The sequence below is a fragment of the Gulosibacter hominis genome, from assembly GCF_904842695.1.
Classification (GTDB): Bacteria; Actinomycetota; Actinomycetes; order Actinomycetales; family Microbacteriaceae; genus Gulosibacter; species Gulosibacter hominis.
Genome location: NZ_CAJGWQ010000001.1, coordinates 465,645 through 480,045, shown reverse-complemented (window position 1 = coordinate 480,045; position 14,401 = coordinate 465,645). Strand labels below are relative to the sequence as shown.

Annotated in this window: 7 protein-coding genes; 5 read left to right on the top strand and 2 right to left on the bottom strand. The window is 63.1% G+C overall.

The features are described 5' to 3' along the window. Positions 1 to 64 precede the first annotated feature (64 nt). The gene (locus JMV54_RS02170) at positions 65 to 3,469 is read left to right on the top strand and encodes a UrvD/REP family ATP-dependent DNA helicase (RefSeq protein WP_201517213.1); all 3,405 of its coding nucleotides are present in this window, start codon (positions 65 to 67) and stop codon (positions 3,467 to 3,469) included. After that, a complete protein-coding gene (locus JMV54_RS02165; RefSeq protein WP_201517212.1) occupies positions 3,466 to 6,921 on the top strand; it encodes an ATP-dependent helicase in 3,456 nt (1,151 codons plus the stop codon). The genes JMV54_RS02170 and JMV54_RS02165 overlap by 4 nt, the downstream gene beginning before the upstream one ends. Before the next feature lie 42 nt (positions 6,922 to 6,963). On the opposite strand, the gene JMV54_RS02160 is transcribed toward JMV54_RS02165, so the two are convergent. Next, entirely contained in the window at positions 6,964 to 8,079 is a 1,116-nt protein-coding gene (locus tag JMV54_RS02160) for a phosphotransferase (RefSeq protein ID WP_201517211.1), read from the bottom strand. 89 nt (positions 8,080 to 8,168) lie between these two features. Between JMV54_RS02160 and nudC the strand changes: the two genes are divergently transcribed. Further along, positions 8,169 to 9,146, top strand: a complete 978-nt coding sequence (gene nudC, locus JMV54_RS02155; protein ID WP_201517210.1) for an NAD(+) diphosphatase — start codon at positions 8,169 to 8,171, stop codon at positions 9,144 to 9,146. Then, on the top strand, positions 9,127 to 10,911 hold the full coding sequence (locus JMV54_RS02150; RefSeq protein ID WP_230972766.1) for an ATP-dependent helicase: 1,785 nt from the start codon (positions 9,127 to 9,129) through the stop codon (positions 10,909 to 10,911). Before nudC ends, JMV54_RS02150 begins: the two co-directional genes overlap by 20 nt. A gap of 835 nt (positions 10,912 to 11,746) precedes the next feature. Here JMV54_RS02150 and JMV54_RS02145 read toward each other — a convergent pair. Beyond that, entirely contained in the window at positions 11,747 to 13,135 is a 1,389-nt protein-coding gene (locus tag JMV54_RS02145; RefSeq protein ID WP_201517209.1) for a zinc-dependent metalloprotease, read from the bottom strand. 82 nt (positions 13,136 to 13,217) lie between these two features. On the opposite strand from JMV54_RS02145, the gene JMV54_RS02140 reads away from it, so the two are divergent. Next, complete coding sequence (locus JMV54_RS02140) at positions 13,218 to 14,375, top strand: YlbL family protein (RefSeq protein WP_230972765.1); 1,158 nt, start codon at positions 13,218 to 13,220, stop codon at positions 14,373 to 14,375. Positions 14,376 to 14,401 lie beyond the last annotated feature (26 nt).

The following is a 14,401-nucleotide window of genomic DNA, read 5'->3' as shown; positions in this document are numbered from 1 at the left end:
GGTGCTTACGGTTCGACAGCCTAGTCGGCGAAAAGTGTCGGAGGCAGCAAGTACGGTGAATGCCATGAGCGAACAAGCAGCCAGCGCGTCGATTCCGCTGAGTGATCGGCAGCGGGAGATTCTGGCCCGCAGCCACGACGAGTCTTTTGCCGTGCTGGGGGCTCCCGGCAGTGGTAAAACCACGCTGCTCATTGAAATGGTTGCGGCGCATGTCACTGCCGGCCGCCAGCCCGAACAGGTGCTCGCGCTGGCGGCCAATCGTAAACAGGCAGCCGAACTGCGGGAGCGCATTGCGGCCCGGCTGCAAACCGCGGTGCGTGGCGGGGGACTGGGGCGCACGGTCGCTTCGATTTCGCACGAAATAGTGGCTATAGATCGCGCCCGCAATGGTCAGACTCCGCCGCGGCTGCTGACCGGTTCGCAGCAGGACGCCATTTTGCGCGATGTCATCGCCGGTGCCACCGACCCCGACGCTGCGCCATCGCGGTATCGCAGTGAACTGCCCTGGCCCGAAAACTTCTCACCCGAAACTCCGCAGCTGGCTGGATTCCGTGCCGAGCTGCGTGAACTTTTTGCAGCGATGGCTACATACGGTGTGAGTCCCGAACAACTAGCCGAGCTGAGCTTGCCGTACAGCGACGCGGTGGCCAAGCGCCAGCGGCACCGGGCGCTCTGGCGGGCTGTGTCGCGGCTGTCAAACGACTACCAATATGTGCTCGGTTCGGCTTACGATGCGAGCTACGACGTTGCGAATATGACCGCGCTTGCGGCGAATCTTGTGGCAGCGGGGGTGCTGCCGGCTGCCGATGCCGAAATCAAATTGGTGGTAATTGACGATGCGCAAGAGCTCACCGAATCGGCCCGCCAGCTGATTGCGGCATTTGAGGCGCGCGGCGCCCGGATCATCAGTTTTGGGGATCCCGATGTCGCCACCGGCCCCTACCACGGCGGTGTTGCCGAGTATGCCCGCAGCTGGCGGGCAGCAGGCGAAACCGCGCCGCCGGTCGAAGTGCTTGACACCAGGTTCCGGCACACACCGGCTATCAGCACAATGTTCGCCGACTTCGCCGCTCGCATCGGTGTGGCCGACGACGCCTGGCAGCATCGTGCCGCTGTGGGCGGAAAAGCAGCCGAGCACAAAAGCGATGCCGTCCGGTCGCTTCCCGAGGCCGCGATGGCTGAGGTCGGCAGCATCCACGAGGAGGCCACGCTGGTTGCCGGGTATTTGCGCCGGCTGCACCTGCTCGAGTCGGTGCCGTGGTCGCAATTGGCGGTGATTGCCCGCAGCAGTGCCACGCTCACCACGATTGAGCGCACCCTCAACCGGGCGGGTATTCCAACCACGACGAATGCACCGGTAAGAGCCGCCGATGATTCGGTGGTGCGCGCAATTTTGACGCTCGCGAAACTCGCGCAGTGTGACCCCAAAGTGTGGTCGCTGGCCGATATTCAGCGGGTGCTTGCCTCGGAGCTTTTTGGTGTGGATGCGTTGAAATTCCGCCGGATTCGGCGCGCAATGGTGGTGGCAGATATTGCCGCATCGCAGCGCGCTAGCGCGGGTGACAGCGAGGCCGCCGCGAAGCCGTGGCCGGTGCTACCCGGTGCGTGTTCGTCGGGCAGTGATCTTGTGATCGCCACGATCGCGGCTGAGATTGCTGACGAACGCCACTCGATCGGTTCGGATGTGCTTGATGCGCTCGAACAGGGGGACCGCACCAGCGAACAGCTTGCCCGCGCGGTGCGACAGCTGGTGACGATTTTGCGCGGGATGCGGCGCCAGCTCGCAGCGCATGCGCCGCTTGACACCGTTTTGTTTGTGGCCTGGGACGACCCCGAACGCAATGCTCGGTGGCAACGCACTGCGCTGGGCGACACCCCCGAAGCGGTCGCAATTAACCGACGGCTTGACGCGGTGGTTGCGCTTTTTGATCGAGCAAAGCGATTTGTTGAGCGTAACCCCGATGCCTCGCTCGAGGCGTTTCTTGCCGAATGGCACAACAACAGTGTGGTCGACGACTCGCTCGGCGGGGCGCGGCGAACAGATGCGGTAACCCTCACCACACCGGCTTCGGCAGTGGGATACGCCTGGCGGGGTGTCGCAGTGGTCGGCGTGAACGAGGGCGCTTGGCCGAACCTGCGCGTGCGCGACACGCTGCTGGGTGCGGGGAGGCTGCTTGAAGCGCTGCAAGATGACGCCGCTGCGAACATCATCGATCGGCGTCGGCAGGTGCTCTATGACGAGTCGCGGATGCTGCTGGCGGCAATGAGCCGGGCAAGCGACTATTTGCTGCTCACCGCGATCAATAGCGACGAGGTGCAGCCTTCGCCGTATCTGCGGCAATTGCAGCTGCCACTTCTTGACCCGCAGCTGGTGCTGAGCAACGAACTGGCAGTCGACTATCGCCTACTGGGTGTGGGCGCACTCACCGGGCACCTGCGCCGTGAGCTTGCGAACACTGGCGACCGCGATGCCGCCCTGGCGCTTACCCGGCTGGCACGTGCGCGAGTGCCCGGAGCCGACCCGGCCGAGTGGTTCGCGGCCCGTGGCCGCAGCACCGAGGCGCCGCTCGTGACCGTGACTAACGCACGCACCGAGCTACGGCTGCGTCCCTCGTCCATTAAGGGATTTTTGGCGTGCCCGCTCAACTGGTTTATTGAACAGCACGCCTTCGGAAGCCCTTCGTCGGCCCAGACGGTGGGGAACATCATCCACGAAGCGCTCGAACAAGAAGCAAAATTCAATTCGGTCGTTGAGTTCCAACAGTGGGTGCATGACCGGCTGCAATTGCTCGACTTTGAGGCCGATTGGGCAGGTGAAGTGCAGCGCGGCAAAGCCGAAGGAAAGGCCCTGCGGCTCTGGGAATATTTGGAATGGCCGGGCTCACAGCGAGCAATCGGCTATGAAACAACCATGCACTGCTCGTTTGACGAGCACCTCGTTACAGAAGCGGGCGAGGTCGACGTCACCCTGCATATTTCCGGACAGATCGACCGCATTGAAACCGACGAACACGGTGTGCGCATCGTTGATTTTAAAACTGGCCGGCGTCCGGCGAAAGCCGAACAGGTGGAATACCTCCCGCAGCTTTGGGCCTACCAGATTGGCTATGAACTGGGCGCGCTCGACGAACAGCTTGCGCAGGTGATTGAGCGCGAGGGTGAGTCAAAACAGTTTCGTGCCGGGCGGCTGGTATTTGAAAAGGACGTCGTTAAGCCGCCCCATTTTGAGCTGATAGAGCATCTCCCTCTCGATGAGGCCGAGCTGGCGGTAGTTCGTCAGACCTTTGCTCGAATAGCGCTGCAGCAACACGGCGTACTGCCCGCAGAGGATGCAGACCCCGATAACCCAGTCATGGGCGCAACGGCCGCGGCGCCACAATTCATTGCCGAGCTCGGCACCCACTGCACCAGCAGCTGGGGCACATCCGCAGCCTGCGCGTTGCACATCCTTCCGGAGGTAACCGAATGAGCGACCAGCTACACCTCAAAATTGCGCGGGCACTCACTCCACCCGGCAAACCCGTTTACCTCCCCACCGATGAGCAGCGCCAGATTATTGAGGCACCGATTGAACCTGCGCTGGTGGTGGCGGGCGCCGGTAGCGGCAAGACCCACACCATGGTGCTGCGCATCCTGTGGCTGATAGCCACAAAGCAGGTGCGTCCCAGTGAGGTGCTGGGGCTCACCTTTACGCGCAAGGCCACCGGCGAGCTTCGCACGCGACTCGAGGCCGGGATGCGTGCGCTGCGGCAGCACGGGATTGTCGAGTTTGACGAGTTCGAGGTGCCAGAAATCAGCACCTACAACTCGTATGCGAGCACAATTTATCGGCAGTACGCCCTGCTGGTTGGTCGGGAACCCGACGCGATGCTGCTCGATCAGCCCGGTGCATTCGCACTCATGCGGCAGGTTGCCATCGACACCAGCGATGTCGAACTGATGCTCGGCCAGTGGTCGAGCCCCGGTCAGCTCGCGTCACAGGCACTTAAGCTCGCGAACGCGTTGCGTGACAATGGCCGCACCGGCACCGACGTCGAAGACTTCGTGTCAACGTTCACCAAATGGCTCGAGTCTCGCGAACGCGGCGAAACACTCAGCGGCAGAGTTGGACCGAAACTTGAAACCGTCCGCAAGCTCGTTGCCAACGTTGAGCGATTGCCGGTGTTGGCGCGGTTGGCGGATGAATACCAGGCCCGTAAACGGCAACTCAGCGTGATCGAGTTCAGCGACCAGGTGGCCACGGCCGCCGAAATTCTTGCCCAGGACCCCGCCATCGGTGACGAAATCCGTGCCCAAACCAAGCTCGTGATCCTCGATGAATATCAGGACACTTCGGTGGGGCAAACGGCGCTGTTCTCGGCGCTCTTCCGCGGTCACGGCGTGATGGCAGTGGGTGATCCGAAGCAGTCGATCTACGCCTGGCGCGGTGCCTCGGCAGGCAATATGCGCCGTTTTCACCGTGACTTCACGAAAGTCGATCAGCCCCGAAACGAGTACACGCTCTCAACCTCGTGGCGCAATGACCGAAGCATCCTCGACGCCGCCAACCGGGTGGCCGAGCCACTGCCCGAAAGCCGTGAAGGGGTCACGCTCGCCGCTCGCGATGACTCGAAAGCAGGCACTGTCTGCGCCGGTTATTTTTTCACCCAGGCCCAAGAGTCTGCGGCAATTGCCGACTGGTTTGCCGAGCGTTTTGTCGAAAACCAGGCGCAGTGGTCTGAAAAAACCGGCGCGGTGTTGGTGCGGGCCCGCAACCAGATGCAGTCCATTGCCGAGGCGCTCGCTGCGCGGGGCGTGCCCCACCGGGTGATTGGGCTTGGCGGATTGCTCGGTACTCCCGAGGTGGTTGATCTGAACTGTCTGTTGCGGGCAGCCAGCGACGAATCGGCCGGTAACGAACTGCTACGGCTGCTGATGGGTGCTCGCTTCGAGCTGGGCCTGGCCGATATTGAGGCGCTGTCGCGGCTGGCACGAAAGGCCGGTCAATCGCGACAGTTGCGCGGCAGCCACCACGCGCAGCAAGAATCTGACTCGCTGTCGGAGGCGCTCGATTTGGTGCCCACACTCAGTGCCGATGAGCGCGAGCAGCTAGGCCTGAGTGATGCCGGATACGAACGCCTCTGCGAGGCTGCCGAATTGCTACGCCAGGTACGACACGATCTCACGCTGCCACTGGTAGAGCTGGTCGATAGCACGATTCGCCGCAGCCGCCTCGAAATCGAAACGACGGCGAACCCCAATAAGGCGGTTGGTGCCGCAAATCTCGACGCCTATTTGGATGCGGTGCGCGCCTACACCGCCACCAGCCCCGGGGCCGATATTAACGAGTTTTTCGAATGGCTCGAGGCGGCCGAAGCCGACGACCAGCACGCCGAGGTTGATGATGTTCCCGAAGACAAGGGCATAGTGCAAATCACAACGATGCATTCAGCCAAGGGGCTCGAATGGGATGCGGTGGCGATTCCGCTGCTCAACGACGGCAAGATACCGACAAACGACTCCGGAAAAGGCTGGTTTAACCAGAACCAGCTGCCCTATCCGCTGCGGCAAGACCGTGATGATCTACCGCGTTTTGCGGGGCTCGATTTTCGCGATCCGGTGGCGCTGCGTGCCTCGTATCACACGCTCTACGACATCAAACAGGAGTTTGATAAAGGCGAACCCGATTCATTCGTGGCACAGAACTGGCAGCGGCGTGTAGAGGAAGATCGCCGGCTCGCGTATGTGGCGATCACTCGCGCACGTAGCGACCTGTGGCTGAGCTCTAGCCGGTGGGTGGGACGCAATTCGACCGCTGCCTACCCGTCACCCTTCCTGCACGAGGCGCTCAGCGCACTTCACACTGACGACAGCAAAACGCCGCGCTTCACCACTGCCGTCACCTTTGACGAGGCGCTATTTGCGACACCTTTGGATGAACCCGGCGAGGCGCTCGCCATGGTTCCGGAACCAGACAACAAGGATCAGACCCCGCAGCTGGTTGTGACAAAACATGCCACATATGTGCTCGGCGAGTCGGGCACATACGAACAAACCGAGCGGAGAGCTGCACTGCCAGAATCACCGGTGCTTGCCGATCGCGATGTCGAACTCTGGCCGCGGCCCCCGATGGCTGCAGAGCCCCTGGCACGCCGGCGTCAGCAGGCACAACAATTGCGGCAAATGATCGATGGCGCGTCCGAACCCGAATCGGGCCGCTACGACCTGCTCATCGACCTGTTGCTTGCCGAACAGCTTGCCAAACAGCAGCCGCGGTCGTTCGATCTGCCCGAACAATTTGGTGCCTCGTATTTTCACGAGCTCATTGAGCATCCCGAACAATCCGCGCTTGACTACGCCCGCCCGATGCCGCAGCGGCCCACCGCCGCATCCCTCGTGGGTAATCTCTTCCACGCCTGGGTCGAATCGATGTTTACCGATCAGAGTGCCGGAGCACGTTTTCTCGATGGGCTCGAACCCGATATTGACGAGGGCGGCGATGCCGGGCTCGCTCGCGCCAGCAGCGCCGACCGCGACCGGTTGGAGACGTTCAAAACCACGTTCATGAACAGCCGATTCTCGCCCACAAAAATTCGACCGACGCACGTCGAATTGCCGATCGACGCACCGCTGGGTGGCCGGACAGTGCGCGGCAAAATTGACGCCGTCTACGAGCACCCCGACGGCACAGTCGAAATCGTCGACTGGAAAACCGGAGTACCACCTCGCAGGGCCGAACAGCGGCGCTCGAGAGAACTGCAGCTCATGCTCTACGCGCACGCCTATGCCGAGAGCTATCGCGTGCCGCTCGATCGCGTCAGCGCGACGCTCTACTATCTCGCCGCCGACGAGGAGCTACGCATCGACCGAATCCTGCCGCGGCAAGAGTTGCTCGAGCTATTGCGAGCAGCCGAGGCGCGCGCGACTAAGGCACTGCACTAGCCGCGCCCGCGAGAGCACGCCGGCGCGGAAGTGACGTAGACGCTAGTCGTCGTCTGTGTAGCGAGCCGCGTCGCGAGCCGGGCCACGCTCCGCGTCGGTCTCCGGACGCTCCTCCGAACCGATGTCGGATGCCTGGGTGCGCTTTGGCAGATTGGCCTCGTGGTGACGAGCCTTCATACCGGCCTCAGCCAAAAGCTCCTGCACCCCGGCCAGGTCGAGCACCGGCAGCGTCTCGTGCCGCAGCTCGGTCGACTCGAGGCTGCGCACCCGCGTAACCAGTCCATCCAAAAGCTGTTCCGCATCCGCAATCACCGTGGCATCCTGCGCCTCAACACCGTGCAGCAGCCAGCGGGCCAACTCGAGCTCGGCGTATAGCACCGCGCGCTGACGCAACTGCCGGTCAACAGTTGCGCCGCGGGCATCCACATACTCGTCAAAAAGCACTCGCTCGGTCGCGCCGTCGAGCGTCTGCGCCCAGCGCATATCCTGCGCCGGGTCGCCAATGCGCAGATCGCTCCAACCCAGCACACCCACCACACTCGCGCCATTGGTAATAAACGACGAGCGTTCCAGTGAGCCGTGAATCACCGAGGGTGAAAACTCCCACAGCGACGGGTCATCAAGCGCCGCACCCCAGCGGGTTGCCAGCGCATTCGGCAACCGGCCCGTGGTGTCGGCGCGGTCAATGAGCTGCTCAACCGAATCGCGCACCGCCGCCACATCGAATACCGGCAGCCCAGCCTCACCAACAAACGACTTGGGTAGCGCGTGGATCGCAGCGATCGACCGCCCCATCTCAGCCACCAGTAGCGAATCGTGAGTCAACTCGACCTGGGCGCAGTCTTGGCCGGGGATAAAACTGAACACCGCCAGCTGCGTTTCGCGGCTGCGCCACTGGCCGAGCATGGTGGGTACCGTGAACGGCAACCGTGATCGCAGCCCCTCGGTGAGCGCCGCCAGCGCCCTTCCCTGAGCCAGTTGCTCGGCAGCCGCGGCGGCAAAGCGAGGCTGTCGCACAATCACCGTCGGCCCGTCGGCGGTGCGCAGCAGCGCCGCATCGTAGTCACCGGTGGTGCCGGTGGAATACGGCGCCGCAGCCACGACATCCAGATCGGGCACAGCGGCCGACGCCAAACCGGCGAGCTTCAGGTATTCCATGCCGACACCCTAAAACGATCGGCAGTGGCACAGCGCGCTGCCGCGCCGTTAACCAAGGCATTGACCGGCCAGCACTACACTTTTTCAGCATGGATGCACAGCTGAACTCACCGCTCGGGAGCGCGCTGCCACTGGCCCGAGCTGGCGTCGACCGTGACAGCAACGGCCGTCAAGATCCACAGCTGATTGAGCACCTGCTCGTGCATCCCAACACCCGCGTGCTGCTACAAAATCGCGACACCGTGCTCGTGGGTGCACTGCCCGAAGGCGGCCTCGCACTCGACCTGCGTGAATTCACACAGCTGCAGCCAATGACCGCGGCTACCGCGCCCAACCCGCTCTATCTCGGTAAAACACTGTACGAGCGCACCAACATCGACGGTCGAATCGATCCGGTGGGCACAGCGGTTATCGCCATTGAGGTTGATGATTTTCACGCGCAACAAATCGAGCCCAACCAGCGTCGCTGGGAACAACTCACCGAAGTGGCACTCGAGCTGAACGACCTGGATGTGGGGCTTTTTACCGAGGCGCTGGCGCTGCGCAACTTCCACACCAGTCACCGCTATTCACCGCGCACCGGTAAACCACTCACCGTCACCGAGGGCGGCTGGGTGCTTCGCGATTGCGACGGCGGCGCGGTGTTTCCCCGTACCGATACCGCGGTGATCGTGCTTGTTACCGACGCGGATGATCGCATCCTCTTGGGCGCCAACCGCAACTGGTCGCCGCGGTTTTATTCGCTGTTGGCAGGCTTTGTCGAGCCGGGTGAATCGTTTGAGCAAGCTGCCGCGCGCGAAGTGCTGGAAGAAGCATCCGCAAATATTGTCGATCTCAACTATGTGGGTTCGCAGCCGTGGCCGTTTCCCGCGAGCCTGATGGTCGGCTTCACCGCCAAACTCGACCCGAACCAAGACCCGGCCACGGTTCGCGCTGATGAACTCGAGCTGGCGGAGGTGCGCTGGTTTACGCGCGCTGAAATTGGTGCGCATCCCGAACTTTTGCCCGGCCGCAGCTCGATTGCTCGGGCCATGATTGAGCAGTGGTATGGCCGACCAATTGCGTGAACAGGCATTGCCGCAGCCGCCCAGAGTTGTGAGCGGTGCAGAGCTACTTGCCCCGCTCAACCCTGGGCAGCGACAGGCAGCGCTTTCGCTGGTGGGCCCGGTACGCATCCTGGCCGGGCCCGGCACCGGTAAAACCCGTACGATTACGCATCGCATCGCCTACGGAGTTCGTGCGGGCGTATACGACCCCAATCGAGTGCTGGCCCTCACCTTCACCGCGCGTGCCGCTGGCGAACTTCGTGGGCGGCTGGCGCAATTGCAGGTGCCCACTGTGTCGGCGCGTACCTTTCACTCGGCGGCACTGCGACAGCTCAGCTATTTTTGGCCGCACGTCGTTGGCGGTCAGCTGCCGCAAATTGTGCCGTCCAAATCAAAAACCATCGCCGATGCGGCCGGCCGGCTGGATATCCGAGTCGACCCGGCCCAGGTGCGCGCCATCGGCGAACAGATCGAGTGGCGAAAGGTTCGCGAACTCACCCATGAGCAGTTCGCTGAGGCACTCGCTGCGGGCACCCAGCCACTACCGGCGGGGCTGAGCGCCGAACAGCTCGTGGCGCTCAGCGAAATGTATGAGCGGCTCAAAGATGAGCAGCGAATGATCGACTTCGAGGATGTGCTGCTTGCCACGGCGGGGATGCTCGAAACCGAAACCTGGGTGACGCAGCAGGTGCGTGAACAGTACCGATTTTTTGTGGTGGATGAATACCAGGACGTTTCGCCGCTGCAGCACAAACTTTTGCGGCTGTGGCTCGGTAACCGCCGCGAACTGTGCGTGGTGGGGGATGCGGCACAGACAATTTTTTCGTTCGCCGGCGCCAGCTCGCACTACCTCACCGATTTTGATCGCGAATTTCCAGATGCCAACACGGTCGAACTGGACGAAAACTATCGTTCTACCCCCGCGATTCTCAGCACCGCGAACGCACTTGCCGGGCAGATTTCCCACGCAGTCACGCTCGTGAGCGCCGACGCCGAGGCTGAAACGGGCACTGTTCCGGTGTTGATCGACTATCCCGATAGCGACACCGAAGCGGCCTCGATTGCCGCGCGCATCCGGCATCTTATTGATGGGGGAACCGCTGCCTCGCAGATCGCTGTGCTGGTGCGAACCAACGCGCAAACCGAGCTTTTTGTGCGCGCGTTCCAACAGGCCGGTATTGCGCACCATCAGCCCGGCAGCGAACCATTTTTTCGTCGCCCCGAGGTGCGGGCCGCGCTCACCGGTTTTCGCGCAGCGGCCGTTGCCGGTGATGACAGGCCGCTGTTTCAGGTGGTCTCGGATGTGCTCCGTGATCGCGGCTGGTCGGTGCATCGGCCCAGCGGCAATCGCGAGCTTGAGCGGGTGTGGGCCTCGCTGGATGCGCTGGCACAATTGGCTGATCGCGCCGCGCCAAACACTTCGATCGCCGAGTTTTCGGCGCAGCTGCAGCTTCGGGCGCAGTGGCAGCACGAACCCGATATCGATGCTGTGACGATCACCACTATGCACGCCGCGAAGGGGCTGGAGTGGGACCACGTGTTTGTGGCGGGGCTCGCCGAGCGGCTGCTGCCGGTGCCGCAGGCTACGACACCGCAGCTGCTGGATGAGGAGCGTCGACTGCTGTATGTGGCGCTAACTCGAGCCCGCCAGCAATTGCAGCTGAGCTACGCGCGGACGAGCCGTCCGGGAGAGTCATCGACCACGAGTCGGTTTGTAGCTGAGCTTGGCAACCGCATTCGTCGTGGCAGTTTTGGCGCTGCCGGACTGACTGAAACCTCGGGCTGAGCATCAGGGTTTGGTTGGCGAGCGGATGCGCCGCAACGCGCTGTTCGGTGACCGGTTGCGCCAGTAGATCACACAGGTGCTCGGCAGCCACCAGGGCGGTGCACCAGCGGCGGGTGTCGCTATCGGTCGGCGGTGGTGAGGCAGCCAGCTGCGTGGCCACGGCAAACCAGCCAAGCTCGGATGCGACACGGTGCAGCTCGTCACAGTTCGGGCAGGGCGTGACCGGCGGCAGGCTGAGCGGCCCGATCAGGTCGCGAGCGGTTTCGCGCACGATCGCCAGCTGCGGAATTTGCAGCGACGCCATGTGCAGATACCGGCGCGGCGCGAGCATGCGTTCGGCAATGTCAACCACCACATCCGGCAGCGGATCGAGATCGGCGGGGTTGGTGTGCTCGTCACCTATCGCGACTCGGTGGCCCTGAAGATTGACCGATCCCGCGATGAGTTCGGCGAGCGGTCTGGATGCGGCGGTGGTGCGGATGAGCAGCTGCCGGTTCGTCGGGTCACGCAGCGCAATCGGTTCGCATACCCCAAGCAGCAGATCGACCAGCTCAGCTAGTTGATCAGTGGGCTGTCGGCGCTGCAACGCCCACTTTTGGGCGTCGGTGAGCAGCTCGGCGCGGGTGGTGCCCAGCTGCGCCAGCTCGATGAGCGTGCGCACGAGCGGCGTATCGGGCAGGGTGAGCCGGGCATCTGAATCACCGATGCGCAGCTGTGTGGACGAGCAGAGCGTGACCGGCAGTCCGGGGTCGAGTCGATAGCGCATGCGCACAGCGTGACAAAAACCGGCCGCGTCCGCTGCGGCTATCCACAGGCGTGGGCGTCTCGATGCGGGTCAGTCGCGCGGCAGGCCGCCGTCGCTGGGTGCATCCCCAAACGCGTCCGGGTCATCGAGCAGTCGCTGCAGATCGCTATCGAGCTCGTCCATGGGCCGCTCGTGTTCGGCACCGGCCAGGCGGTCGACAAGCGCGTCGGGGCTGTCGATATCGTTTGCATCCGGCAGCGCATCGCGGTGATCCCACAGCGAATCACGCACATCGGCACCGAGCCGTTCTGAGACGGTGCGCCACATCGCGGCGGCTTCACGCAGCCGGCGCGGGCGGATTTCAAGCCCCACCAGCGCACCAAATGCCCGCTCAGCGGGTGAGCCGGTGGCGCGACGGCGGCGCATCATTTCGGCGATTGCCTCGGCGTGGGGGAGACGACGGGTTGCCTCAGAGGTCACCACATCCACCCAGCCCTCGATGAGCGCGACCATCGTTTCGAGCCGATCGAGTGCGTCCTGCTGCTCGGCAGTGCGCGGCGGAATCAGCTCGCCCGAGGCGAGCACCTGGCGGATCTCGGTGGGGTCGGAAATATCGAGGTCGCGTACGGTCTGCTCGATCCTGTCGGTGTCGATTGAGATGCCGGCGGCGAACTCGGCGATGCTCGTTTCGAGGTGGAGTCGCAGCCATTTGGCGTGCTGGAAAAGCTGGGCGTGAGCGACTTCCCGGATGGCGCACCACAGCACCACCTCCTGCTGTGGAACCTCCAGGCCCTCGGCCCAGGCAATCACGTTTTGCGGTACGAGTGCGGCGCGGCCGTGGGGGAGCACGGGCATGCCAATATCGCCACCGGCGAGCACCACTTCGGCGAGTTTGCCGATGGTCTGCCCCATCTGCATCGCGAACATTGAGTGCCCCATCGACCGAACCATGCCGCTTGAGCGTGAGACCATATCGCGCAGCTGTTCGGGGGTTTGCTCGGTGAGGGTGTTCACCAGCGCGTCTGAGATGCGACGCCCAACCGGATCGCACATCTCCTGCCAGGCCGGCAGCGTTTGCACAATCCATTCGTGGCGGGTGAGGGTGCGACCGGTTTCAGTGAGATCACCCACCGAGGTCACCTCGCCGAGCCACAGCTGCGCGAGCGTAAAGGCTTGGTCAAATTCCTGCCGCTGGGATGCATCCACCTCGCTATTGCCAACGGCCGCGCGCTTGGCGGCATCGCGCACGAGATTCCAATCGATGCCCTCGGTCGAGGCATGCATCGACTGCTGCAGCTGTGAGAGGAACTGTGTGAGCGAGCCCTGGTCGGTGGGCAGACCCGCAGCGGCGGCAAGCTGTGACATGTCAATCCCGTCGGGCATCGCTGAACCGCCCCCCAGCAGCTGTTCGAGCAGCCTGCGCAGCTCGTCCTCCGGGCGCTCATTATTGGCACCGTTGCGTTCTGTGTGATCGCTCATGTCATTCCTCTCAGCGCTTCGTTCTACAGTATCGACGGTGTGCGAAGCGTTTCCGCATCAAAACCTAGGAAAGTTGCCATCTGTGACCGAATCTATTGCGCCCTCCGCGAAACCCGCACCCGATGCTGCGGCAGCACCGAAACGTCGCCGCATCCATCCGGGGGTGGTGGCCATAGTTGCCGGGCTGGTGTTACTGCTGGTGCTGGCACTGACCCCCTCGCCGTATGTGATTCGCGAACCGGGACCGGTCGCGAATGCGCTCGGCACGGCCGGCCCCGTGGGCGAGGAGCAGGAGGTCATCAGCATCTCGGGCGCAAAAACCTATCCCGAGGATGCGGGCGAGTTGACAGTGATGACCGTGTCGGTTGTGGGGAACCCCGAGTATCAGCTCAACTGGTTAGAGCTTGCCGGCGCCTGGTTTAACCCAACCAGTGATGTGCTGCCGATGGAGCTGTACTACCCGATTGGCGTGTCGAAAGAGCAGCGCGACGAAGAGACCGCGGCGATGATGACCAGCTCACAAGACACCTCGGTGGCGGCGGCTCTCAGCTATCTCGGTTATGACGTCAAAACCCAGGTGGTCGTGGCGCAGGTGCCGGAGGGAAGCCCCGCCACCGACAAACTCATGGTGGGGGATGTGGTGCTCGCCTACGACGACAAACCGATCCAATCGCTTGCCGACGTGCAGCAGGTGGAGCTGACCACCGAGCCGGTTGCGGTGCGCATCCGCCGCGATGGTGAAGAAAAAGTGGTGTCAGTCACTCCGAAACCCGCTGAAGACGGGCAGGGAAACCGGCGACCGCTGCTGGGCATCCTCGTGCAAGAAAAACACGATTTCCCGATCGATGTGCACATCAGTCTCGCCGATGTTGGTGGGCCCAGCGCCGGCCTGGTGTTCGCCCTGGCGACCATCGACAAACTTGAACCGGGAAGCCTCACCGGCGGTAAGTCGGTGGCGGTCACCGGCGCAATCGCGCCCGATGGCACGGTGACCCCCATCGGTGGGGTGCGACAAAAAATCTATGCCGCTAGCGACAACGGCGCCGACTATTTCATTGCCCCCGAGGCAAATTGCGGCGAGGCGCTCAGCGGCGGCTCGGCTCCGCGCAATATGACCGTGTACGCGGTAGCCGATCTGAGCGAGGCCGTGGACGTGTTGAAGGGTAACGCCGCCGGCGACACCGAGGGGCTGCGCACCTGCGCCGATGCCCTCGCCGACGGGGTGCAGCAGGTGCAATAGCCCCGGTAGTATTGAGCGATTGAACG